The sequence below is a fragment of the Bernardetia sp. ABR2-2B genome (assembly GCF_037126435.1).
Classification (GTDB): domain Bacteria; phylum Bacteroidota; class Bacteroidia; order Cytophagales; family Bernardetiaceae; genus Bernardetia.
Map to the genome: position 1 here is coordinate 508,596 of NZ_CP147020.1, position 26,392 is coordinate 534,987.

Annotated in this window: 14 protein-coding genes; 10 read left to right on the forward strand and 4 right to left on the reverse strand. The window is 33.1% G+C overall.

Going from position 1 to position 26,392, the window contains the following annotated elements; genetic code table 11:
* The first annotated feature begins 465 nt into the window (after positions 1-465).
* Positions 466-2,106, forward strand: a complete 1,641-nt coding sequence (locus WAF17_RS02055; protein ID WP_338765636.1) for an ATP-binding cassette domain-containing protein — start codon at positions 466-468, stop codon at positions 2,104-2,106.
* Positions 2,107-2,181: 75 nt separating this feature from the next.
* On the opposite strand, the gene WAF17_RS02060 is transcribed toward WAF17_RS02055, so the two are convergent.
* Complete coding sequence (locus WAF17_RS02060) at positions 2,182-3,453, reverse strand: 7TM diverse intracellular signaling domain-containing protein (protein WP_338765638.1); 1,272 nt, start codon at positions 3,451-3,453, stop codon at positions 2,182-2,184.
* Between the two features lie 184 nt (positions 3,454-3,637).
* Between WAF17_RS02060 and recO the strand changes: the two genes are divergently transcribed.
* The 5 genes from recO (at position 3,638) to WAF17_RS02085 (ending at position 7,944) form a co-directional block, all read left to right on the forward strand.
* A complete protein-coding gene (recO, locus tag WAF17_RS02065; protein ID WP_338765641.1) occupies positions 3,638-4,327 on the forward strand; it encodes a DNA repair protein RecO in 690 nt (229 codons plus the stop codon).
* A gap of 183 nt (positions 4,328-4,510) precedes the next feature.
* Positions 4,511-5,527: a hypothetical protein gene (locus tag WAF17_RS02070; protein WP_338765644.1), complete on the forward strand. Its 1,017-nt coding sequence runs from the start codon at positions 4,511-4,513 to the stop codon at positions 5,525-5,527.
* Between the two features lie 36 nt (positions 5,528-5,563).
* A complete protein-coding gene (locus WAF17_RS02075; RefSeq protein WP_338765647.1) occupies positions 5,564-6,073 on the forward strand; it encodes a hypothetical protein in 510 nt (169 codons plus the stop codon).
* A 60-nt stretch (positions 6,074-6,133) separates the two neighbouring features.
* A complete protein-coding gene (locus WAF17_RS02080; protein ID WP_338765650.1) occupies positions 6,134-6,472 on the forward strand; it encodes a hypothetical protein in 339 nt (112 codons plus the stop codon).
* A gap of 41 nt (positions 6,473-6,513) precedes the next feature.
* The gene (locus tag WAF17_RS02085; RefSeq protein WP_338765653.1) at positions 6,514-7,944 is read left to right on the forward strand and encodes a hypothetical protein; all 1,431 of its coding nucleotides are present in this window, start codon (positions 6,514-6,516) and stop codon (positions 7,942-7,944) included.
* A 124-nt stretch (positions 7,945-8,068) separates the two neighbouring features.
* Here the strand turns inward: WAF17_RS02085 and WAF17_RS02090 are convergent, their stop codons facing one another.
* The 3 genes from WAF17_RS02090 to WAF17_RS02100 all read right to left on the reverse strand — a co-directional run bounded on the left by WAF17_RS02090 (position 8,069) and on the right by WAF17_RS02100 (position 13,049).
* Positions 8,069-9,082: an aspartate-semialdehyde dehydrogenase gene (locus tag WAF17_RS02090; protein ID WP_338765656.1), complete on the reverse strand. Its 1,014-nt coding sequence runs from the start codon at positions 9,080-9,082 to the stop codon at positions 8,069-8,071.
* Between the two features lie 203 nt (positions 9,083-9,285).
* A complete protein-coding gene (locus tag WAF17_RS02095) occupies positions 9,286-12,570 on the reverse strand; it encodes a T9SS type A sorting domain-containing protein (protein WP_338765658.1) in 3,285 nt (1,094 codons plus the stop codon).
* A 242-nt stretch (positions 12,571-12,812) separates the two neighbouring features.
* Entirely contained in the window at positions 12,813-13,049 is a 237-nt protein-coding gene (locus WAF17_RS02100) for a hypothetical protein (protein ID WP_338765660.1), read from the reverse strand.
* Positions 13,050-13,334: 285 nt separating this feature from the next.
* Between WAF17_RS02100 and WAF17_RS02105 the strand changes: the two genes are divergently transcribed.
* The 4 genes from WAF17_RS02105 to WAF17_RS02120 all read left to right on the forward strand — a co-directional run bounded on the left by WAF17_RS02105 (position 13,335) and on the right by WAF17_RS02120 (position 26,344).
* Positions 13,335-14,276 (forward strand): ribonuclease Z, encoded by a 942-nt coding sequence (locus WAF17_RS02105; RefSeq protein WP_338765662.1) that lies wholly within the window; start codon positions 13,335-13,337, stop codon positions 14,274-14,276.
* A 60-nt stretch (positions 14,277-14,336) separates the two neighbouring features.
* Positions 14,337-15,128 (forward strand): queuosine precursor transporter, encoded by a 792-nt coding sequence (locus WAF17_RS02110; protein WP_338765664.1) that lies wholly within the window; start codon positions 14,337-14,339, stop codon positions 15,126-15,128.
* 404 nt (positions 15,129-15,532) lie between these two features.
* Positions 15,533-21,637: a T9SS type A sorting domain-containing protein gene (locus WAF17_RS02115; RefSeq protein WP_338765666.1), complete on the forward strand. Its 6,105-nt coding sequence runs from the start codon at positions 15,533-15,535 to the stop codon at positions 21,635-21,637.
* A gap of 630 nt (positions 21,638-22,267) precedes the next feature.
* Positions 22,268-26,344: a choice-of-anchor D domain-containing protein gene (locus tag WAF17_RS02120; protein ID WP_338765669.1), complete on the forward strand. Its 4,077-nt coding sequence runs from the start codon at positions 22,268-22,270 to the stop codon at positions 26,342-26,344.
* Positions 26,345-26,392: the final 48 nt, after the last annotated feature.

Below are 26,392 nucleotides of genomic sequence, written 5' to 3' on the forward strand. Positions count from 1 at the left end.
CAATCTGAATAGAAATTAATATAGAATAAAAAAAAGCATTCTAAAGCTAAAAAACAATCATTATGTTGTTTCTTCATAAATGATTTACAAGCTATGTACCAAGCCTATTTTTGTGTTTTTGTAAGTAGATAATAGGGCAAAATGGCAGACAAAATGGCTATTTATTTGACTATAAACGGTCTGCTATACAAGATTGACCTATGTTGAAATAATTAAAAAATATCTTTGCTAGATAAGAAAAGATATGTCTTTTCTCTACAAAATACCCAAATTAGGTACGACTAACTTAATATATAACTTCAAAAAATCAAAATATTTTCGTACCTTTGTGGCATTGAAAAAATGGTTTACTTTTGGTGGTAAGTTATTCATATTCAATAGTTTAAATCAATCGAATTTATTCGCAAAAATGTTTTATTCAAGATTATGGAATGAAATATTTTTATATAATCATAAATCTTTTCTATGTTAGATGTTTCAAATTTAGGCTTACAGTTTGGTAAGCGTGTTTTATTTGATGAAGTAAATTTAAAGTTCACAAATGGCAACTGTTATGGTGTCATTGGTGCAAATGGTGCAGGAAAATCAACTTTCTTAAAGATTATTTCTGGAGAAATTGACCCTACTCGTGGTAATTATGCACTACAAGAAGGCGCACGTATGGCAGTTTTGAAACAGAATCACTTCGAATATGATGAAATTCCTGTTTTGCATACTGTTTTGATGGGACACCGTCCGTTGTGGGATATTATGCAAGAAAAAGATGCTATTTATCAAAAGCCAGACTTTTCGGAAGAAGATGGAAATAAAGCTGCCGAACTAGAAGCAAAATTTGCAGAAATGGACGGTTGGAATGCAGAAAGTGATGCTGCAAACCTTTTGAGTGGCTTAGGAATTACGGAAGATAAGCATTACAAATTAGTAAAAGATTTAGAAGGAAATGAAAAAGTACGTGTTCTTTTGGCACAAGCTCTTTTCGGAAACCCTGATGTACTTTTACTTGATGAGCCTACCAATGATTTGGACATCGAAACGGTTATGTGGTTGGAGGATTTCTTAGCAAATTTCAAAAATACAGTTATTGTAGTTTCTCACGATAGACACTTTTTGGATACAGTTTGTACGCATATTGTGGATATTGATTTTGGAAAAATCCAAATGCACACAGGAAACTATACATTTTGGTACGAATCAAGCCAACTTGCACTTCGCCAAAGAAATGATAGAAATAAGAAAGCAGAAGATAAAAAGAAAGAATTACAAGAGTTTATTGCTCGTTTTTCTGCCAATGTTGCCAAATCCAAACAAGCAACAAGCCGTAAGAAAATGTTGGAGAAACTCAATATTGAAGACATTCAGCCTTCTACACGTAAATATCCTGCAATCATTTTTGACCAAGAGCGTGAAGCTGGAGATATTATTTTAGAAGTAGAAAAATTATCTAAAACTTCTACTGATGGCGAACGTCTTTTCCACGACATTAATCTTTCTATTAATAAGAATGATAAAGTAGCTGTTTTGTCAAAAAATAGTTTGGCAGTTACTCAATTTTTTCAAGTTTTGATGGGCGAACAAAAAGCTGACGAAGGAACTGTAAAATGGGGAGTGACTATTACACCAACTTATCTACCAAATGAAAATCATGAGTTTTTCACAGATGAATTAAACCTTGTTGATTGGCTTCGTCAATACACAAAGACAGAAGAAGAAAGAGATGAAACCTTTGTACGTGGATTTTTGGGAAGAATGCTTTTCTCTGGAGAAGAGGCTTTAAAATCTTCAAATGTTCTTTCGGGTGGAGAAAAAGTGCGTTGTATGCTTTCAAGAATGATGTTGCAGCGTGGAAATGCTTTAGTTTTAGACGAGCCTACCAACCACTTGGATTTGGAATCAATTACAGCTTTTAATAATGGCTTGAAGAGTTTTAAAGGAAGTGTTCTTTTTACTTCTCATGACCACGAATTTACAGAAACAGTTGCTAATCGTATTATCGAAATTACTCCAAATGGACTGATTGACAGAATGATGACGTATGATGAGTACATTACAGACGAATCTATAAAAGAACTTCGTAAGTCTATGTATGAAGGCGCAACGGCAAAATAAACTTCATCTTTGTTAGTATTTTTATCAAAAATAAATTAGATAAAGAAACAGATAATTTTACGATTATCTGTTTTTTTATTTATCCTTTATTTCTTCTATCTCTTCTTCCTGTTCGTCTTTTTTAATGACTTTTTGTTCTGTATAACGGTCATTTAGTGAGACAGCGCATAATAAAAGATAAAAAACTGTACCGAGTTCCATACCATGTTTGGTAATAAAAGTAGTATCTACAATTCCGAAAGATTTCAAGACAGCTAATAAAATTCCGATAGAAAAAAGATATGAACCAGAAACTACGAAACGAGAAAAAGCATATCCTCTAGCACGAGTAATAACAGCAGTGTAAAAAATTAAAATTGCAGCAATAAGAGCATTTACAACTACAATTTGGGTAAGAAGATTGTAATAACCTATAAAAACAATACTTGCAACAATACCAGCAATGAGAGAGCAAAGCTGCATCAATTTTTGTAAAGTAGGAGCATGTTTTTTTGTCAGAAGAAAAAGCTGTGTAAAATTAAGAGCTGAAACTGTCAAGACGCCAATACTAAAAGGTAATGCTTGATTTCCCCAATCAGGAGCTGTAGCCCACAAATACTGAAAAGCATAACCGTTCAGAACAGATAAAAAAAGTGCTGCTGAAAGAACTAGCATTGCATAATACAAATAAGAACGGGTTTTGAGAAGACTTCCAATTAGAAAACTATACGCTGCCAAAACCATAAACACACCAAAAAGCCCTCCAAAAACAAGCTGTTCACCTAGTATCTCTTCAAATAAACTACTCTCATTCCAAAGCTTTACAGAAACCTGCAAACTTCCATTTGTTTTGATACGAAAGTAATAAGAAACACTATCCTTAGAAACTGGAATTTTGAAAATTAGATTGTGATAATTAATATCTCTCTGATAAAACGGAAGCAAATCACCACTATGCTTGACTTGCCAAGAATCAGAAATTGTATCTTTATAAAAAAGTGAAACACTATCTAATAATGGATATTCTAATTCTAAATAAAAAATCTTATTTTCTACGTGAGGAGGAATTTTGACACGTATCCATTTAGCATTTTCTTCAAAGCCAAGGTTCAAATACGAAGATTTTACAGGAACAAAATCTTTATTTCGCTTTTCTACCTCATGAATAGTTAATTCTTTGTTTTTATTCTTTATATCTTTTAATATTTCTAAATCAACTCGCTTACCTTCTTGCTGTGCATGTTCATGAGCAGTTTCATTTTGAGCAAAAACAATCATAGAATTTCCTACAATAAAAAATAAGAAAAACCACAAACGAATATAATAGAAAGTTTTATTTTTGAGTTTTTGCAAAGTAAGAAGAAACAATTATTTGTGTGTAGGATTTTGTAAAAAGTCTTTTACCCAACCTTTAAGATTTCGAAAACTATCTTTGATTGAGTATAACTTTATTAAAAAACGCATTTTTTTCTCACAAAACAAAACGTAACTTACAAATAGTTACTAAAAAACGACTAATCAAATCGAAAAAATCATTTTATAATCTTGTTCAATGTTAGCAAAAACACAAGGAGTAGTTTTAGGATTTACTAGATACAGCGAGACTTCTATCATTTGCCGAATTTTCACTAAAGAATTTGGTCTCAATTCTTATATCATAAATGGAGTACGGCAAAAAAGTAAAACAAGCGCACGAAAAATGGCACTTTATCAGCCACTTACTATTTTAGATTTAGTTATTTATTACAAAGAAAATAAAGGACTTTTACGTATTTCAGATTCTTCTATCGAACATCCTTTTAGAAGTCTTCCCTTTGAGCCAAAAAAATCAAGTATTGCTCTTTTTATTACTGAAATTCTTAGAAAAGCCTTACAAGAAGAAGGGCAAAGTGAAGAGTTATTTACTTTTCTGACCGAAAGTATTATTTTTTTAGATAATGTAGAGGAGGAATACGAAAATTTTCATATTCAATTTTTATTAAAACTAATTCCCTTTTTAGGTTTTGGAATAGAATCAGCAGAAGAGTTTTTTCAATTGGAAGTTCCTCAATTCGAAGTCAATAAAATGACAACTGATTATGTAAATGCACTTATGAAGTTAGAATATTCTGATTACTTGCCGATGAATGGAAAAATGAGAAGAATGTTTTTATATTGGATTTTGGCTTTTTATAGAAATCATTTAGAAGATTTTGGATATATTCGTTCGCTAACTGTTTTGAAAGAAATTTTTGAAGAGTAATTATTGGGGAACTAGGAAATGGGAGTTGGGAATGAGATAGTTTCAAAATTTCATTTTGTGTTAGTATTTAATTCTAATTTCTAAAATCTGACTTCTAAATTTATTTCAGTCATCAGTAAATTTCAATGACTCTAAATTTGTATTCATTCTACCTTCTAAAATCTGACTTCTAAATTTATTTCTATGACTTTAATAAAAAAGAAAAAAATAATCTATCCTATCAATGAACCATTGCGTAAATTTTTGATAGAATATAAAAAAGAAATTGATATTCCTGTTTCATACTCCGACCTTTCTCGTTATAACAGTTCTATAAATTTGTATGACAAAAAAGGAGAAGATACCCTTTGGCTAACTGTTTTTTATGCCTCAGAAGATATGAGAGAAATTTATCATGGCTTAAAGAAAATTTATGCTATGCTAAAAGCAGATGGCGACCTTTCGGTAATGGAACATTTGTATATCGATAGAGTAGATTTGTGTTCGTATGGAAATACAAAGCCATTTCGTATCAGAATCGTAAATCAAATCAATGATAATTTTGATTATTATTATATCAAACAAGCTGATGCTTCTCGTGTCTATGGATTAGAATTGGAAGATATGATTTCGCCCAATAGAATAAATTATCTTGTTCATAATCAAACACTTATAGAAGAACATATTGCAGGAATACCAGGGTATCAGTTTATAAAAGAAAGATTAGAAGATTTAGAATTTAATAAAATTCGTTTGGCAAAAGAGTTTGTAAAGTTTAATGAGCGTTGTTTTGTTCGTCTTTTGGGAGATATGCATTCCAATAATTTTGTGATTGATATTACACCTGATTTTGAGGAAGTACATTATCGAATCCGTGCCATAGATTTTGACCAGCAGTCTTTTGAAGGGCGTAGAATTGTTTATATGCCTCAATATTTCAAAGAAAATAATCCGATTATTCAGTTGGGAATTGATATGATGACACCAGAAACTGTTCAGCAGTATCAAAAAGAAGAGCGTTCACTTATGGCACAACGAATAAAAGCATCGTTACATTCAGTAAAAGATTTATTAAAAGCGATGCGAAAAGAACCTATTTCGCCAAAAGAAAATGTAATTCAGCTTAGAGAGGAACTAGCTGACTTTTATAAAAACGATAAATTTTTGAAAGCAAGAAATATGGGAAGTGTTTTGCAAACTAGCTTGGAAATGCTTTTTTAAAAGGTTTTGTTTGTTTGTATTAAAACTTATAGAAAGATGATTAAAAATTTTGGAATGAAAGAAAGTATCTTTTTTCATTTAACTTACGAGAAAGAAGAACATGAATTTGGTTTTCTTTCATTGATAATAAATAACGAAGAAATATTGAATTTAGAAGGAAATTTTAGTTTTTTATGTGTCGATTTGGAATGCTTCTATTATGATAATTCATCTGCATATAAAGACAATTTTTTCTGGCAGAAAACAGAGAAAGAAATTATTGAGTCTTGGAATTTATTCTTCAATTCTAGAACCTTGGAAGAAATAGATAGACCTGAAGTTTGGGCTTTTAATGATAACTTTTGTCGTGTTAAGTTGCCGTTAGATAGTACCTTCTTTGATGAGTTTGTTTTTATAGGTTACAGAGATGATGAAGGCTTCTTTCATATCAAAATGTGGGAAAAATTTAATGCTCAATATGTCAAGGATTATAGTGTCTCATTTGAGGAGTTTAAGAAATTAGCTAACGAAATAAGTGAGTTTTTAAGAATTGAAATTTTAGATTAGAAATATCAAAGGGTTTACAAACTAGCTTGGAAATGCTTTTTTGAATTAAAAAATCAAAATATGAGAAATAGAGTAATAGTAGTTCCATTTAATAAAGAAGAGGAAGAAAAGTTAGAATACGGTGGTTTTGATGATTTGAAACTCATAACCTTAGATATTGTGCAGTTTGACATAGATTATTTATGTCATTCTCAAATATTAGATTCCATAAGTGAAATTAGTGGTGTCATGATTGACGATTATGAGATAGAAGCCATATATGATAAAAATTCTTTAGAAAAATCATTAGCCTTTCTTGAAGATTTTAATTCACTGAGAAAATGGTCATTAGTAGAAAAATTAATTGCTTTATTTAGGGAAGCTATAAACAGAAATACAGGAATTCATTTTATTTTTTGAGAAAAAACATTCAACTTATCACAAGATAATATTTCAAAACCATGTTCCTCATCCGTATTATTTTATCCATTTTATTTTTGACTATTTCTAACTTTGTATTAGCCAATGGAGGTTCTATTGATGGTAGTAGATTCAAAAAAACAGGTAATATCAGGCTATTACAAAATGCTGATATTGAGCTTGTAAAGGAAGATTTATTTATAAAAGTAATAAATGACACAACATTTTTTGAAGTTCATTATTTTTTGAAGAACAACGGAAAAACACAACAAGTACATTATGGATTTCCTATAGATTTGTACGCTGGTGGATTAGGAACAGATGATTATGGAGTTCCATTTTATATTGTACCTTATTACGATTTCAGAAAATACGTACCTTACTTTGAACCTTATTTTAATGGAAAACATGAAGAAATAGTTTTTTGGAAACAAGAAAAAGCATATAAAGCAAATGTCTATGAAGGAGCTAGTCCTTATAGAAATGAGATAGTAAAAGATGTTCCAGTAGATAGATTATGGTATGCTTTAAAATTAGACTTTGAAAAAGATAGTACACAAGAACTGACAATAAAGTATGCTGTTTTGAATAGAAAAGTAGGTCGTCATGGAGGAGATATGGGTTTTCTTCCTCGTACCACAAAACGTTACTTTGTATATGATTTATTTCCTTCAAGTAGTTGGTCAGATGGAATTGTTGGAAACTTTTCTTTAAAAATAGATTTATCAGACCTAAAAAGCCACGATTGCGAATATAAAATAGAAGGTTTAGAAAATCTTGATAAGAATGAAAATGAGATTTATAGTTTTAAGCAAGAAGATTTTGATTTAAAAAAACGCTCTTATATTGGAGTTACTTATGACAATACTAGACGATTTAATGCTTGGTTTTGGCAAAGGTATGGTGTAGGAGTAGCAGCAATAGACTCTGTTGCTTCTTCAGCTGAGAATGCAAATTATTTGATAGATAATAATCCAAATACAGTTTGGAAAGGCAAAGAAGGAGACTGGATAAAGATTTTTACTAAAAAAAGAGTTGAAACATCTATGATAAGACATAGAGAATATAAATATTATATTTTACCTAAAGGTATTGTTTTCTTGAATGGCGATTACTCTTCCAAAGAAGCATTTGACGAAAATGGACAAATAAAATCAATGTATATGAAGGCGAATAACATACAGATAAAAGAACCAAATAGATTTTTAAAAAATGACACCTTACGTATTCATCGTAAATTACTTCATTTACCTCCTTCACACTATTTCTTAGAAGGAAATGATATTTATGAAGTTTTAGAAAGTCCGACTAGATATAGTTTTTTCTATATTCCTATGTATAGTTCAGCAAGTATCAGCTACGACACATTTTTTGAAGTCATAGAAATTCAAGTAGCAAAATCTACAGACTCAACAAAAGAAATATCTATTTCTGATTTGTATGTTTTTGGAGAATGGAGGTATGTAAAGTGATTTTTTATAAAAATGATAAGTTTTTGAAAGCTAGAAATATGGGAGGAGTTTTACAGGCTAGTTTGGAAATGCTTTTTTAGATAAAAAGTAGGCTCAAAAAAAACCTCTGAACCTACTTATATTTTTATACTGTTTCTACTTTCAATAAATTTTCTTTTACTAAATACTCAGCAATCTGAACAGCATTTGTGGCAGCCCCCTTACGCAGGTTATCAGCTACAACCCACATGTTGAGGGTATTTTTCTGACTTTCATCTCTTCTAAGTCTTCCTACAAAAACCTCATCTTTTCCTTCTGAATTTATCGGCATTGGATATTCAAACTTACTTACATCATCTTGTAAAATAATTCCTTCTGAATTTTTCAGAATTTCACGTACTTCATTCAAATCAAAGTCATTTTCGAACTCTACGTTGATAGCTTCTGAATGTCCTCCCATAGTTGGAATACGGACAGCCGTTGCCGTAACTTGTATAGAATCATCACTCATAATTTTCTTAGTCTCCAAAATCATTTTCATTTCCTCTTTCGTATAGCCATTTTCTAAGAAAACATCGATATGAGGAAGAACGTTTAAATCGATAGGATGAGGATATACTTTATTTCCTGCTTCTCCTTTTCGTTCGCTCATCAACTGATCAACGGCAGCTTTTCCAGTTCCTGTAACAGATTGATAGGTCGAAACAACAACACGTTTGATTTTATATTTTGTGTGTAATGGATTGAGAGCCACTACCATTTGAATGGTTGAGCAGTTTGGATTTGCAATTATTTTATCATTTTCATTTAAGTCATGAAGTTCGTGTGCGTTTACCTCTGGGACAACTAATTTATAATTGGGGTTCATTCTCCAAGCTGAAGAATTATCAATAACTATTGTTCCTTTTTCTGCAAATTTGGGTGCAAACTCTAAAGAAACTGAACCTCCAGCCGAAAAAATAGCAACATCAGGAACAGCATCGATAGCTTCTTGCATACTGTGTACACGATATGACTTTCCATCAAATTCAATTTTATTTCCTACCGAACGCTCTGAAGCAACAGCAATAAGTTCAGAGATAGGAAATTTACGATTTTTCAAAACTTGTAACATTTGAGTTCCTACAAGTCCAGTAGCTCCTACAACAGCAATTTTCATTTTTTAGATTAATTTTGGATGTTTTTACTATTTATGATATAATAGAACAAAAATAAGACTTTATGAATTAATTTGTTTTCAAAATCTGAATTATAGAATTTATTTTTTGATAAATTAGTAGAATAAACACAAAAAACGCTTCTCTATTGCTAGAAAAGCGTTTTTTTGAATCTATTTTGTAGCTAAATAGCAGAAATGATATACTATTTCTGTACTACTACTTTTTGAATGTACATTTTATTTCCGTCTGTGGCTTTCAGAAGATACGTACCGTCTATAAACTTCTGAATATTTAATTCTACATTTCCACCACCCTTACTAGAAGCTTTCATTACTTCTTGTCCTGTGATTGTATAAATGCGAATATCATAATTACCTGTTATTTTAGGCAACTCAAAACGTACTTTTTCTTGAGTAGGATTTGGATATACTTTCAAACTAATTGAATTAGTAGGGTTAAATATTCCTGTAATTCTATCATATTCAATTCCTATATCAGAAGACCAAATGCCACGTCCGTGTGTACCAATTACGAGCTGACCGTCATTTTCTTTTACAACAAGACTGAAAACGGCTACTGCAGGAAAGTTAGGAATAAGTTGCCAAGAAGCTGCATCATCAAAAGAAGCTACAATACCAATTTCTGTTCCTACTAATAATGTATCTCCTTTAACGACCATTGAAAATGGAACTACATCAGGAAATCCTTTACTGCTTGTGTTGTTTTGCCCAAACCCAGAAATATCTTCCCAAGATTGCCCTAAGTCCTTTGTACGCCATATTTTACCTACACCTGCTTGACCAAAAAGCATATATGCCTCATTTCTGTTTTCAGGATTGGTAGCAAAACCAGAAGAAACACCAATATCTATTGAGTTAGGCACTGCAGTAAAAGTTTCTCCTCCGTCTTTTGAAAGAAACATAGTACGATTTTCAGACATTCCACTACCTGCCCAAACAATACTTCGGTCGGATAAAGAAGGGAATACATTTGTAGTAGAACCATTATAATTCCAACGCTCATCTGTGATAGGTTTTGCTTTCCAGCTTTGACCAAAATTATCAGACTTAAATACTCCACTTGAACCTACTGCAAAAACAACATCAGGATTAACTGGAGAATATCCCAAACGAGTAACGAAAGGAGCAGTATCATCTGCTCTATCACTAATTCCTGTTGATGAGAAGGAGACAGTATTTCCTCCATCAGTAGAACGAGCAATATCATTATTTACATAAGAAACTAGCATCAAGTTTGGGTCGGTTGCGTGCCAAACACACTCCATTCCGTCTCCACCATATATTTCTGTATAGTTAGTTGAAGCCGATCCATCTATATTATTTGAAAGCAAAGTACCGTTGTCTTGCGTTCCTCCTAAATATTTATTTTGTGTAGGATGTCTGTCTGCTCTATAAAACTGTGCAGTAGTTACACTGTTAGTTCCCTTGTTGTCTATTTCTCTCCAAGAAGCTCCTAAGTCATCAGAGTACCCTAATCCACCATCATTTACAGAAATCAGACGAGAACCAGCAAAAGCTAACATATGATGATCGACGTGAAGCTCATCTCCATCAACAGGACCCGATGTTTCCCCTGCACTTACACGTCCGTGTGTCATACGTGTAATTTCACTATCTTGATAAGTAACATCTCCAAAATTGAAGCGTAAAATAGATGAAGCAGTAGGAGAAAAAGTAGAGCTTTCTGTTAAGAATGGCCATACGAAATAAATTTGGTCTATTTCGTGTCCTCCATTTACAGTGATTCGGCTACTAGGTGTCTCTTCGTATGGAATAGCATGAACAAACATATATTCACGGGTATTTATGTAAGTTGAGTCATTTTCCTCATCTCTTTGAGTAAAACTAAACTCACCATCTCCTACATTATCACGGAATGAGAACATAAGCTGTGTATTATTTTCTGTATCCCAAACTTCGAAAGGAACATCTACATAATCTTGATATACATACTCATCAGCAGGAACACCAGAAGTAGCACCTCCTCCTGCAGCTAAAAAGCGATGTGCTTTCTGAGATTTTCCAGGTCCAAAACGGATTTCTACAGGTAGAGCTAGATTAGGGTTTTGTATTTCTACTCTTCCACCCCACGAAGTAAAACCAGAAACACTTGTAAAACCAAGAAAGTCTAATTCTTCTGTTTCTCCTCCTAAAAAGTTACGAGCTTTTCTAGTATCTCCAATATTCAAATTTGCTTCATGCAAATCTACCCCACCCCAATAAACTGTATTTTCATCTGTTGGATTTACAACAATAGCATTATCATAGAACCCTTGTTGTAGATAATCTTCTCTTTCTTGACTTCGATTTTTTTCTATCATATTCCAAGAGAGACCTCTATCAAATGAAACTAAAAGACGAGAAATACCACCTGGTAAATCTACTGAAGCATATACTTTAGCTGGATTTGAAGGTGATATAGCTAATTCTGTACGACCAATACCACCTGAAGCCTCTACTTCCGTTTCAGCCACCGAAGTCAAAGTAGTGTTTTGCCATGTAAGTCCTGCATCAGTAGAACGGATTAGTTGCCCACCTTCGCCACCAGTACCGACAGCATACATGTTATTAAAATTACCTGGTTCTGCGATTATTTGTTGTAATCGTTGTGTATTATTATATACGCTTGTCCAAGAGTTTCCTCCATCAGTAGAACGGAAAATATTAGAAGTAAAAGTATCCACAGGATCAGTTCCTTTACTCAAAAAAGGATTATACGAAGAAGTTACCAAAACTAAATTGGCATCGTCAGGAGAGACTATCACACGAGTTCCTTGCAAAAAGTCTGTTACACGAGGGATAGTAGCTGTTATACGATTCCAAGTATCTCCTCCATCAGTAGATTTGAAAACACCACCACCATTAATACCAGCATTTCCAAAAGGAGTTTCTCCTGTGGTAGCATACATAATATTGGGGCTAGATTGTGCTTGTGCAATAGAAGTAATACCTAAATGAGACATAGCTCCTGATTTGTCTTGCCACGTATTACCTCCATCGGATGTTTTCCAAATACCACCACCAGCAGTACCGATAAACCAAGTTTGATTTGAGCTATCTCGTACATCAACAAGAATAGCACGAGTACGACCAGCAACATTTCCCGGACCTCGCTCATCGAATATAAATTCTTCCTCAGTACGAGCATTACGACTATTTTCTAAACCTCTCTCTAAGGCCAACTGGCGATATCCTACTTTGTAGTTAGGGTGTTTTTCCCCTTCCTTTGTACGAATATCATTCATGTATTTTAAGTACCCAGAGATTTCCATTGTTTTTACATATCCCTCTCTGTTACGTATAGCTGCTTTTTTTGCAGCTTGTCTTTTTTTCCAGTTTTCTATATTTATAGAGGCATCTTGCTTCTGTGATAAATCAGTAGAAGTAGTTTCTAACTGAAAATATCCGAAAATGCCTGTACTGATTCCAAAAGCTGTTACTCCAGCCAGTAGGTATTTTTTATTCATTTTTTTAAATTATAAATGTAAAGTCGATTGTATTTGTTTTATCTAATCTATTAGTTAAGTAAAGTGTTTTCTTTCTTACAAAGAATTTTAACATATGTAAATATACAAACCAAACCTGTCTCTTGCCAAGAATTAACAATAATAATTTGATAAAAAAAATCTTCTTAATTGAAATTAAGAAGATTAATAATTTGGTAAAAAGAACATATAATGATAATAAAAGCATTAATTCTCATAAGGAACTAAAACTCATCATCTTCTGAAATATAATCGTCATATTCATCAAAATCAGTATCGAATTCGTCAAAATCTGGGTCTAAATCAATATCTGAAAAGTCATCATCCAAATTAGATTCATTATCTTCATCGTTATCTTGACTTTTCATTTCCCAAGTAGTTGAAGTATTTGAATTAAAAAATAAAAAGGGTTTTTCAATAGATATTGAGTTTTCTTGAGATAAGTAATTATTAAGTAACATAAAAAGTAGGGTTTTTGAGTGAAATAAATGAAATTGTCTATAATAGTAATCTTTAAGTATTTATGTCAAAAAATCAACAAGGGTTTTGAAATGATATGTATTTTGGGAAATCATCAAACTATTTTAATACAAGATTATTAAACAAATACTAAATTAAGTTTTTTTGGATAACTAAATTATAACAGTTATAAATTTAGCTTTTTATTCGTACTTTACATTTTCTTATAGAGATTATCCGTAAAAGTAGTATTTATTTTATCTTTATTCTACTTTTTATTTTCTTATTTGTTCACAACGAATTTTATTATCGTGATTTTTGAGCTTACCATACTGGGTGCAAATGCTGCTATTCCTGCACACGGACGTTTTCCTACCTCTCAAATTTTGTGTATTAATCATAGATACTACATGATTGACTGTGGAGAAGGGGCGCAGATACAGTTATTTAGACAAAAAATAAAACTAAATAAAATACATGCTATTTTTATTAGTCATCTTCATGGCGACCACTACTTGGGTCTTATGGGGCTTTTGAATACAATGAACTTGCGTAGAAGAACCGAACCTCTTTATCTACATGCACCTAAAGGACTTCAAGAAATCATTACATTACAACTCAAATATTCTTATGCGATTCTTAATTATCCAATTATTTTTATAGAAACAAATCAAGAAGAGTCCGTATTTTTATTTGAAGATGAGAAGGTAACAGTTCATACCATTCCTTTATTGCATAGAATCCCTTGTTGTGGTTTCTTATTTAGAGAAAAAGCTAAAGATAAAAATTTAATTAAAGATAAAATACCTGTTGATTTGTCTGTCGCTGGACGAATTGCTCTCAAAAAAGGAGAAGATTTTGAACATAACAATCAAATTTTGAAAAATGAAGAATACACCCACGCTCCCAATAAAAGAAGAAGTTATGCCTTTTGTTCAGATACAATTTATCTACCTTCCTCTCCTTTAATCGAAATTATCAAAGAAGTAGATTTGTTATACCACGAGGCTACTTTCACACAAGTACATGAGCAACGTGCTGCCCAAACTTTTCATTCTACAGGACAACAGGCTGCTCTGATTGCTAAAGAAGCAAATGTAGAAAAACTCATATTAGGTCATTTTTCTACTCGTTATTATGATTTGTCGCCTGTTTTGGAAGAAGCACAAGTTATTTTTCCTAATTCTGAATTAGCTATTGAAGGCAAAACATTTTCTGTAAACGAATAGGTTTTCATTGAAAACGAAGTAAAATAAATAAGTGTAGAATAAAAACTTGAATTACACCAGATGAAAAAAAAAGAAAATAACTTAGTACATCAGAAAAAACAAAATTTATATATTTTCTTGAGTGGATTATTTTTAACAAATGCTTTGATTGCTGAAGTAGTTGGTACAAAGATATTTTCTTTAGAAAAAACACTTGGAATTAACCCTGCTCAAATAAGCCTTCCTATTTGGGATTCTCCTCTTGACTTTAATCTGACAGCTGGTGTGGTGCTTTGGCCTGTCGTTTTTATAATGACAGATATTATAAACGAATATTATGGTAAAAAAGGAGTTCGTAAAATTTCGTTCCTCACAGCTGGTTTTATTGCTTATGCCTTTTTTATGATTTGGGTAGTTACTGGGCTTTCTCCTGCTGAGTTTTGGGTAAAAATAAATAATCCATTAGATATAAACACAGCCTTTAATCGTATTTTTCTGCAAAGCATGGGGATTATTATTGGCTCATTGACAGCTTTTCTATTAGGACAAATTATTGATGTGGTAGCTTTTCAATGGCTTAGAAAATTCACGGGAAGTAAAAACCTTTGGTTACGTGCAACTGGCTCTACACTCATCTCTCAGTTTATAGATAGTTTTGTAGTTCTCTTTATTGCCTTTTATTTCTTTGGAAATCCAAAATGGAGTTTTAATCAAGTTATTTCGGTAGGTATAATTAATTATATTTATAAGTTTTCTGTTGCTCTTTTACTTACTCCTCTGCTTTATGTTGTTCATTATTTAATAGATTCTTATCTAGGGAAAAATGTGGCTCATGAAATGATAGAAGAAGCAAGTAACTCGGAGTTATTTTGAGTAGAAAGTGAGTAGAAAGCAAAAAAACTAGTTTGATTTATTTTAAGTGAATACAGAAAAACTTTGTATGTACATTCATAAACTATTTGTTTTAAAGTGAAAATAAGTTGATTTTTTGTTGATTTTTTGTCAAATTATAAGAAGCTATTTTGAGTTTATAGCTTTGAAGTAGAAAATGAAGTAATTTCGGTGTAAGTATATTCAAGCTAATAGCTACTTGATTGAAAAAATGATGATAAATAAGTTAGAAATTAGCCATTTGTTGAACAACAATAATTAACTCAAATAGCTTCTAAAACTTTAATTTGTTTATTTTTTTGCCTAAATTATAAAATGAATCATCTATTCAAAGTAGTTGCTGATTCAATTATCTTTTTATTCTTACATTAATCCTATTTTATAAAATGAAACTCATACGATTACTACAAACATTTGGAATATTGGTTCTGCTATTATTCTATTCTAATACAAAAGCACAAGTAACTACTTGGGATACAGGAGAACTAAGCACACTCGCTGATAATACAAATTCATTTGTAGAGGCAGCTGTTGATCCAACTAATGGAGATATTTATAGTATTTGGAGACATGACGGAGGTACTACAGCACGCTTTGATATCCAAAAATGGAATGGAACAAATTGGAGTTTAGTAACACAAGTAACCCCAGCTACTGTAAATTTACCTGATGTAGATATTTTTTCAGATCGTCTTGGAATAGAGATTGATAACTCTGGTAATATCCATATTGTTTTTAGAGGACAAGAAGATACTGGTGGAACATGTTGTGCTCAACAAAGAGGTGCTATTTATGGTCTATATACGAAAACTACAAGTAGTTGGAGTTTCATAAAATTATCTTTTTTTACAGATCCTAATGGTTGGAAAAATGTTAGCGAAATAGCTATTGCCTTGAATAGTACAGGTAATCCAAGTATTGCTTATACATTCTCTGACGTGAATGAGCCAAGACAATATAAGCTAGTTTATGCAGTTAAAAGTGGTTCATCTTTTATAGAAACTGATATTGTTTCAATATCAGGTTCAGGCAAAGATATTGGAGATCCGAGCATGGCTTTTGATTCAAATGATAATGCTCATATTTCTTATATGCGAGATGATGGTCCAGAAGACGATTTTTATTATGCAACAAACGCTTCTGGTGGTTGGGTACATCAGCGTCTCATAGCAGGAAGTCCAACAGTTAGTCCAGGTGAGCCTAGTTCTTTGAAAATAGATGCCAATGATAAAGTTCACATTGCTTATTACGAATCTGATAATGACGATTTAAAGTATATTACCAATAAAAGTGGTTCTTTTGTTGATGCTATTGTTGATAATGGAAATATTGGAAATGGCTGTAAACTAGCTATCAATAGTAATGGACATATTGCTATTGCTTATTATGACCCTAGCGACAATGGGTATATTCAACTCGCTACTCTTCCATTAGGAGGAAGCACTTGGAATATAGAAACTACTTATGATAATCCAAATGGCTCTGAAAGTCTTCGTAGATATATAGGATTAGGTTTTAATGACTCAAATGAAATTGCTGTACTAATAGATAGAAAAATTGCAAGTGGCAACAAACGAATTATGTATGCAACAGGTACATATACATCTCCGATAAGTAACTCCCCTGCTACTGTTACCACAGCTACACAAGCAAACGTAACATCAACAACAGCCGATTTAGGAGGAAATGTAACTTCTGATGGAGGTGCAACCGTAACAGAAAGAGGAATTGTTTGGGGAATAAGTGCAGCACCTACTACTTCAAACAATAAAGTACAAATAGGAACTGGAACAGGTGTTTTCAATCAAACTGTAACAGGACTACCTTCTGCTACTACTGTTTTTGTTCGTTCGTATGCTATTAATAGCGAAGGAACTTCTTATGGAAATCAGATTAGTTTTACTACACTTTCATCTGGACAATGTACAATATCTAACCCTAATCTTAATATAAGCCAAGCAGATGGAAGTATTGGTCAGAGTTTTACTGCCTGTCAATCAGGAACATTAGATAAGATAAGATTTGTAATGGCGAATAGCACTGTTGGTGCAGGAAAAACAATGACTATACGTTCTGGAAATGGTGTTAGTGGAACTATATTAGGAACTATATCGAACATAGAATTAACTGCTTCTGCTAATGGTGCTGACTACAGAGAAGTAGATGTTAGTAGCCTAAACATTGCTGTAACTAATGGAAACTCTTATACCTTTATATTTGACTTAACATCAATTCATTATGCAAATACTGGTGGCAGTACTTATCCCAATGGAGTTCTTTATTTTAATGGTGGAGCAGAACCAACATTTGATTTAGTATTTGAAGTAGATATTATCACACCTTCGAATACGACTCCCACAGTAACCACCACAGCCCAAGCCAATGTAACAGCAACAACAGCAGACTTAGGAGGAAATGTAACAGATGATGGAGGAGCAACCGTAACAGATAGAGGTATCGTTTGGAATACGAGTGCTGCTCCAACTACATCAAATAATAAAGTACAAATAGGAACAGGGACAGGAGTTTTTAATCAAACTGTAACAGGTTTGCCTTCTGCTACAACTGTGTTTGTTCGTTCGTATGCTATTAATGGTGAAGGAACTTCTTATGGAAATGAGATTAGTTTTACTACGCTTACAGCTTGTACTGGAGCTATTGCCCAAACCATAGACTTTGAAAGTGAATCATTTACTGATTTTGTAGATTATGGCTCTCAAACTTATGAGAGTGGAAAAATGCGTATTATAGTAAGTGGTAGCAATAATTGGTTTGAAGATACTGATGGTGGATCATCTGGAGGAAAGGGGATAACAGCATTTATTTTAAGTGAAGTAGGAACTGTTACAGTAGAAACTTGTGATGGAAGTGAATTTGATTTTGAGTCTTTTTACTATAATAATTTCACAAACAGTTCTGAAATAGCTTCAATAGAAGGTTTTCGAGACACAAACAGTACAGGAACACAAATAGGAGTTCCTATATCATCAATAGGTATTGTTACACTCAATAATAAATTTAATAATGTAGATAGAGTAGTGATTACTTCTGGAGCAGATGGTTTTGCTGATACATTTGATGAGTTCATTTTCAATGCTCCTGTTACTTGTACAGCTCCAACAGGACAAGTAACAAACCTAATGGCAGGAAACAACCCTACTTCTACTACTTTGGATGTAGCAAGTTATTCAGCTCCAGCAGGAGGTGGTGCAGACGGCTATGTAATAAAAATAAATAGCACAAATAGCTTTACTGCTCCTACTAATTCAGCAACACTACCAACAGCAGATTTGAGTTGGAATGATGCAGGAGAACAGGTTGTTTATGCAGGTACTTCTACAAATCCAAATATCGTAGTTACAGGTTTAAGCTCAAGTACAACCTATTTCTTTAGAGTCTATGCTTATAATGATTGTGCTGGTACAAATACATTTGAAACAACTGGTACAGGAGAGAGTGGAACAACTACAGAACCTCCCACTATCACAGCTACTATCACAAGCGTAAGCTGTGCAGGAGGAAATACAGGAGCAATTGATTTAGATGTTTCTGAATTTAGTGGTTCTCAAAGCTATGCTTGGTCAGATGGAGGAATCACAACTCAAAACCGTACTGGACTTGCAGTAGGAGAGTATGAAATTACGATTACAGATGGAGGAAATGATTATACAGCTACTTATGAAGTAGGCTATGATTTGACGTGGACAGACCTCACTGAGTTTACAGTTGTTGATAAGAAACTTACTAAATCTACGGCTACTACTGGCTGGACAACAAAAGCCTTCTCAGAAGGAAAGGTAGTTTCTGATGGAGGAATTGTATTTACAGCCGAAGAAAGTGATAATGCTTATATGGTGGGGCTTTCTTACACTAAAGGAGCTACTGGGTTTGCTTCTATTGATTATGCTATCTACCTGACAAGTGCAGCAACAGTAGTTGTCTATGAAAAAGGTGTTCTTCGTGGTGGCTTTGGAAGCTATCAAAACGGAGATATTTTTGAAATAAAAAGAGTAGGAGCGACCCTTCAATATACTAAAAATGGAACTGCTTTCCGTACAGTAGGTGGAGTGTTAGCAGGTGATTTAATCGCTGACGCTACTATGCTGACAGCAAACGGACGTATTCCTCAAGTACAGTTTACAAGCTGTCCTGTTGCTTTAGAAATTACCTCATTTACTTCTAATACCTGTCCTACTGATGGAGCTGGAGCTGCAACAGCTACTTTACTTGGCGAAGCTCTTCCTACCACTTATGCGTGGTCTAGTGGAGAAAATACAGCAAGTATATCAAGTAAAAACACAGGCATTTACTCAGTAACAGCAACAGGTGTATATGGAACTCGTACAAGACACGTAGCTATTGGATATGAAGTAGATTTTCAAAACCAAACAAATGTGAGTGTAGCAGGTAACGTTCTTACAAAAACCAATGCAACAGGCTGGACAAGTGGAGCAACATCTGCCTCTACTCAACAACTTTCTAGTGCTGCAAACGGTTGGGTAAGCAATACAATTACCAACAACACAAGCTTCTATATGGTAGGTTTAGCAAAACCAAATGCCATTGCTTCTTATACTTCTATTGATTATGCGTGGTATTTTGTAGGAAATGGTAAGGCAATTCCAAGCTACAACAAAAATCGTGGCACAGCAGTAGGTTACCAAACAGGAGATGTATTTACAGTCGCTAGAGAAGGAAACCAAATGAAGTTCTACAAAAATGGAAACGTAGTACAGCAATATGTAATAGATGCTTCTGAAACATTAGTCGCTGATGTAGCTATTAATTCAGGAAGTACAGGACAAGTACAAGTTTCTTTTTGTGGAGCAGCAGGTGGAGCACAAACCTATACAGCAACCGTTACAGGAATTGATTGTAGTACAGGAGCAACGACTGGAAGTATTGATATTGAAGCTACAGGAGCAACTTATTTATGGTCAACAGGAGAAACTTCGCAAGATATTTCTGCACTAGATGCAGGAACGTATCAATTAGAACTTACTAAAGATGGAATCACTTATAACTCATCGTACTTAATTGGTGCACCTCTTACGTGGACAAACTTGACAAATCTAGCTCTAAATGGAGATGGGCAATTAGACCACACAAGCATAACAGGATGGAATACAAATGCAAACTCCACTCAAAATGTAAAAGCAGATGGAGGAGTTGTATTCAAAGTAGATAATACAACTACGGCTTCTATGATTGGTCTATCCAAAACAGAAGAGGGAACAGGATTTAGTGCTATTGATTATGCTATTTATACAGCTGCCAATGGCAAGTTCTACGTATTTGAAAATGGAGCTAATAAAGGAGATTTTGGAACGTATCAAACAGGTGATGGATTCAAAATACAAAGAGGAGGAACACAAATCCAATACTTTAAAAACGGTACGGTATTTTATACAAGTACAAGCACAGCAACAACAGATGATTTAGTTGTAGATGCTTCTCTATACACAGCAAATGCGACCTTGCCAGAAGTTCTATTTACAGGGTGTGCTTTAGACTTAACTGTTTCAGCTCCTTTATTAGATTGTAGTTCTTCTACTGGTTCGGCGACGGCTACATTGACAGGAGGAACATTTACAACTTCTTATGACTGGAAAAATGCTGCTGGTACAACGGTAAGTACAACAAGCACTCTTAGCAATCAACCTGCTGGTTACTATACTGTTACAGCAAGTGGTAGTTTTGGAAGTTTTACAAAATCAGTAGTATTGAGCTATCCGATTGATTTTGTAGTAGAAGCAAATGCAACTTCAACAGGTGCAGTCGTAAGCAAAACAACAAGCACAACAACGTGGGATGCTGGAATACATACAGCCAATACATTGAATGCAAACCAAGATGGTTTTGTGGAAAATACAGCGTCTGAAAACGTTAATTATATGTTTGGATTAACTCTGCCGAATACTAATCCTTCTTATACTTCTATAAACTACAAATGGTATGTATTAGCAAGTGGAAAAGCAATTGCAAACTATGGTACAGCTAGTGGAGTAACGATTGACTACAAAAAAGAAGATAAACTACGTGTAGAGCGTGTTGGAAGTCTTGTGAAATATTTCCACAATAACGTAGAAATAACACAACAAAGCATAGACCCAAGTGAAGAACTGGTTGCTGATATAGCTATTTATACATCAAATGGAAATGCTGGTAGTTATAAAATTTCTTTCTGTCCTAATCCTGCTACTAGAATAGCAACGAAAGTACAAGCAAACCAAAATGATTTTGAAGAAGATACATTTAGTATTTATCCAAATCCAAGTAGAGGAACATTCAACGTTCGTTTTGCAACTGTATTATCAACAAACACACAAGTAACTATTCTTGATGCCATTGGTAGAACCATCAAAACAAAAACAGTTGAAAAAGGAAGTCAGAAATTTACCATTGACCTCAAAAATCAACCTAAAGGAATGTATTTGATACACTTCAACCAAAATGGGGCGACCTATTCTAAAACAGTGATTATAGAGTAGAAAGCAAAAAAGTAAAGCAGATAAAAAAAACCCTTCATTCTTTGAGTGAAGGGTTTTTTTTGGTTTTATGAATGGGTGATTTTAAAAATAAATGAGATACTTGTTCGCTCTTCTCTAATCCTATGTCAAACTAGATATTTTTTGGACAGATATAACCAAAATCGGACATTTGGAAAACAAAAAACCCTGCTTAGATTAATTATCTAAACAGGGTTTTGAGATTGGATTGTAAACCCGACAGGATAACGCAATCACGTTTTAAATAGCTATAAAGGCGTATTTTTTAGTAAAGTGTATAAACTGTGACCACAAAAACAGAGTTTCAGATGTGATTTTAGAGTATGAAAAATAGTGTGTTTTCTGTTTTCAGCACATTGATTCATAAAAATGATGAGTTTTTATCAATTCTAAGATTTTTTTAAATGCTTTCAATAGCTTTAAAATGACTTGGAAAAAAAAAAGTTAGGTGTAACCATAAAGCTATATTTGTGAACCCTAAAACATACTTTTAACTCTCAGTTTTGGTAAATGTAGGTTTATTAAAAATATATATATAGTAGTTAAGGACTTTTAAAAAGCTATCTTTGTAAATAATTAATTTAAAGCACTAATAATCAAACACTTAACTATATGAGATTATTACTATTATTCTTAAAAAGTAGCATGTTATTTTTTATATTATTTGGCTCTATTTTCCAAACTGAAGCTCAAATCTTTGTAAATGCAAATGCAATAGGAGCAAATAATGGAACTTCTTGGACAAATGCTTATACTGACTTACAATCTGCACTTACAACAGCTACAACAGGAACAAAAATCTACATCGCAAAAGGAACGTACAAACCAACACAACAATATAACTTTACTACAGGAAATACAACTACAAGCAATATAAGAAATGTTAGTTTCAAAATTCCAGAAGGTGTAGAAGTCTATGGAGGCTTTTTAGGTACAGAAACAGGGACAATTACACAAGCTATTTTGGATGCTCGTAATTTTACCACCAATACTACTATTCTTAGTGGAGATATAGGGACAATTTCTAGCCCAGTCAATGCCTACCACGTAGTCTATACTAAAAATGTTTCTGCTGCCACTTTAGTAGATGGAGTTTTTATCACAAAAGGAGATGCAAGTACAAGCTCTAGTCTAAATAATGGAGGAGGCTGGTATAATGATGGAAGTGGTACAGGAAATAGTTCTAATCCCACATTAAAAAACATTATTTTCTTTCAAAATAGTGCTTTTAGGGGGGGAGCACTAAATAATAGTGGATCTAGTGGAATTAGCAGTCCTATGCTAATAAATTGTTCTTTCTCTCAAAATAGTGCTATTTTTTTTGGTGGTGCACTATATAATAATGGAGTTAGTGGAATTAGCAGTCCTACACTAATAAATTGTTCTTTCTCTCAAAATACGGTTTATGGTGGTAGTGGAGGTGCAATATATAATAGATCAGATTATGGTGTTAGTAGTCCTGTTCTAACAAATTGCACTTTTTCTCAAAATACAGCTGGTTATGGTGGTGGAATGTATAACTCTGGAAATAAGGGTGTTAGTAGTCCTGTCTTAACAAATTGTTCTTTTTCTCAAAATATAGCTAGTTATGGTGGTGGTGGAATGTATAATTTGGGGTTTTTAAATGGCATAAGCGAAGCTATCCTAACAAATTGCATTTTTTCTCAAAATACGGCTGGTGATGGTGGTGGAATATCTAATGGTGGTGGGACTGATGGTATTAGTAGAGTCGATTTAATAAACTGTTCTTTTTCTCAAAATACTGCTGATAATGAGGGTGGTGGAATCTTTAATGGTAGGGCTAATGGTGTTAGTAATGTCGATTTAATAAACTGTTCTTTTTCTCAAAATATTGCTAATAATGAGGGTGGTGGAATCTTTAATGACGGAAGAAATGGAGCAACTAGCAGTTCTCAAATCACAAACAGTATCTTTTGGGGAAATAAGGCTAATGGTGCTATAAACTCTTGGTTTAATGAGTCTGCTACTCAAAATATATCTTTTTCTTTAATAGAAGAAGCAGATCAAGCTACTATTACTTCTGGAGATTATTTGGGTACTACCAGTATTGGAGGAAATAATATTTTTGCTCAAGATCCTCTCTTTATAGATGCAGCTAATGGAAATTTGCGTCTTGCTATTTGTTCTCCTGCCATTAATGCAGGAAATAATGCTGCTATTACTGGAACTCTTACCGATATAGAAGGAGATGTACGCATTCAAGGAACTGCTGTAGATATGGGAGTGTATGAAAATTTATTTAATCTTCCTGTTTTGACAGTAAAAAATGACGAAGTCAGAAGTACAGATAATGGAGTTTGCATATTTACTAATACAATAGGAGCAACTAATATTCTAAATGGAACAGCAACAAATAATTGTGGTATTACTTCTTATCAATATATTTTGACAGGGGCATCCACAGGAACAGTTACCACTTTGGTAAATCAAACATTTAATGTTGGAATTACGACAGTCACTTGGACAGCAACTGATATAAATGGAAATACTTCTTTAAGTGATGAATTTATTGTTACTGTAAAAAATAGTACAAGAGAAATCAATATTTTAGGAAATGCAGTTTCTATTCTTGATGGTGATATTACACCAAATACAAGTGATGATACTGACTTTGGAAATACAGCTATCTCAAGAACTATTACTTACACGATTGAGAATACAGGAACAGAAGTGTTGGATATTACTTCAGTCACTTCAAGTAATACGACTGATTTCACAGTCAGTTCTATTCCTACTTCTGTTGCAGCAGGTGGAAATGCTACCTTTACAGTTACTTTTACAGCTATTTCAACAGGAACAAGAAACTCTACCATTACTATCAATAATAATGATTGTAATGAATCAGTTTATGATTTTGTAGTAGAGGGGGCAAATACTTCTTCTGGCGATGTTCTTTTGGTTCGTACAGGTATTTATTATCAAACTATTCAATGGGCAGTTGATGCAGCGATAGCGAATGATGTAATCAAACCAACAGTAGCTAAAAACTACAATGAAAACATAGTAGTTGATAAAAATATAACTTTTACTTCTGATTTTACAGATTATAAAAATGTAAATATCGACCAAGTAAAAGTAAATAATGGAAACAAATTGAACATTACAGGCGATATGAGTATTGTCCAAATACTTCATTTAGAAGCAACTGGACAGGTAGAAGTTATAGGTTCAACGACTGATTTTGCTTTACTCTCATCAACAAATGGAACAGCTTTAGTCATCAATGATGCTGCTGGTTCTACAATAAATACTGTTGTAGGTAACGTCATTATGGAAAGATTTATGTCTGCCGTTTCGGATTTATCAGGTGGATACGATGCACAAGCCTATCATTTGTTTTCCTCTCCTTTTATATCTGCACCTATTTTGCAGTTTAGTGATAATATGAATTTTGTTTTGAATACAGCTTATAATACAGCACCAGAACCAGCTTTTGTGCGTCCTTTTCCGACATTTTTTCACTATCAAGAAACAAACGGAAGAGCAAATACAAGTGCTTATTTTAATCCATTTATATCAAATTATAAAGTTCCTACTACGACAAATTTAGAAGTAGCAAAAGGTTATCAAGCTAATATTCAAACTGGAACAACAATAGACTTGAATGGTACATTAAATAATGGAAATATTTCTATTGCAGTAACTAATTCTAGTGGAAATACAGCAGATGGATATAATCTTGTTGGTAATCCATATCCTTCTCCTATTGATTGGGATAAAGTTTTGGCAGCCTCTACAGGTTTGGAAAATGCAGTGTATTTAGAAGTTCCGACAAGTCAGTACGATGGACGTTTTGCTGAATATGTAGCAGGAACAGGTGTAATAAACAATGGAGGCAAAAAAGAAATTGCTTCTATGCAAGGATTTTTTGTCAGAACTACTACTGGTGGAACTGTAACTATGAATAATACTGTTCGTATGACTACTGATACTCGTTTTTACAAAACTACCGAAATGCAAGATGCAAAAGAGGGATTAGTTAGAGTAGCCTTGAAAGGAAATAATTCATTAGACGAAACAACTATTTATTTCCAAAATGGAGCAACTCCTAATTTTGATGGAAAGTATGATGCTGCCAAAATCCATAAATTTAACAGCAAATTATCTATGCTGTATTCTTATAATGAAAATGCAGAGGAAACTACCTATTTTGCTATCAATGGTTTAGGAAGTTTTGATTCAGACCAAAAACTACCTTTATCAATGAATATTTTGACAGACGGAGAATATGAAATTACACTTCGTACAATGAAATATTTTCATTCTAAACACAAACTTTATCTGTATGATTCTCTAACAGATTCACTTCATAATTTGCGTGTAGAAGGCGATTATAAATTTTTAGCCAAAAAAGGTAATGATGTAAAACGTTTTGTTCTATTATTCAAAACCGATGCAGCTAAAGACTTCTTTACAGATGACAAAGTAATGGTTTATCCAAATCCAACACCAAATGAGTTTTCATATAGTTTGAAAACCAGTAGAGAAGGAGATTATACCATTCGTTTGTTTGATGTGACGGGCAGAATTATTATTGAAGAAACAAAAACGAAAGAAGGAGCATTTTTGGAGGGAGTAATAAACCTAGAAAAACAAGCTGCTGGTTTGTATTTATTTAAAATTTCAGATTCCAAAAAAACAATGACAGTACGTATTGTTAAAGAATAAGCAATATTTATTGTAAATGGTGTCGCTCTTTGTTTTCAAAAAAAGAGG

What these genes read in the sequence shown, in the direction of transcription:
- WAF17_RS02055 (WP_338765636.1), top strand. Translation starts at nt 466, where the DNA reads ATGTTAGATGTTTCAAATTTAGGCTTACAGTTTGGTAAGCGTGTTTTA.
- recO (WP_338765641.1), top strand. Translation starts at nt 3,638, where the DNA reads ATGTTAGCAAAAACACAAGGAGTAGTTTTAGGATTTACTAGATACAGC.
- WAF17_RS02070 (WP_338765644.1), top strand. Translation starts at nt 4,511, where the DNA reads ATGACTTTAATAAAAAAGAAAAAAATAATCTATCCTATCAATGAACCA.
- WAF17_RS02075 (WP_338765647.1), top strand. Translation starts at nt 5,564, where the DNA reads ATGATTAAAAATTTTGGAATGAAAGAAAGTATCTTTTTTCATTTAACT.
- WAF17_RS02080 (WP_338765650.1), top strand. Translation starts at nt 6,134, where the DNA reads ATGAGAAATAGAGTAATAGTAGTTCCATTTAATAAAGAAGAGGAAGAA.
- WAF17_RS02085 (WP_338765653.1), top strand. Translation starts at nt 6,514, where the DNA reads ATGTTCCTCATCCGTATTATTTTATCCATTTTATTTTTGACTATTTCT.
- WAF17_RS02090 (WP_338765656.1), bottom strand. Translation starts at nt 9,082, where the DNA reads ATGAAAATTGCTGTTGTAGGAGCTACTGGACTTGTAGGAACTCAAATG.
- WAF17_RS02095 (WP_338765658.1), bottom strand. Translation starts at nt 12,570, where the DNA reads ATGAATAAAAAATACCTACTGGCTGGAGTAACAGCTTTTGGAATCAGT.
- WAF17_RS02100 (WP_338765660.1), bottom strand. Translation starts at nt 13,049, where the DNA reads ATGTTACTTAATAATTACTTATCTCAAGAAAACTCAATATCTATTGAA.
- WAF17_RS02110 (WP_338765664.1), top strand. Translation starts at nt 14,337, where the DNA reads ATGAAAAAAAAAGAAAATAACTTAGTACATCAGAAAAAACAAAATTTA.
- WAF17_RS02115 (WP_338765666.1), top strand. Translation starts at nt 15,533, where the DNA reads ATGAAACTCATACGATTACTACAAACATTTGGAATATTGGTTCTGCTA.
- WAF17_RS02120 (WP_338765669.1), top strand. Translation starts at nt 22,268, where the DNA reads ATGAGATTATTACTATTATTCTTAAAAAGTAGCATGTTATTTTTTATA.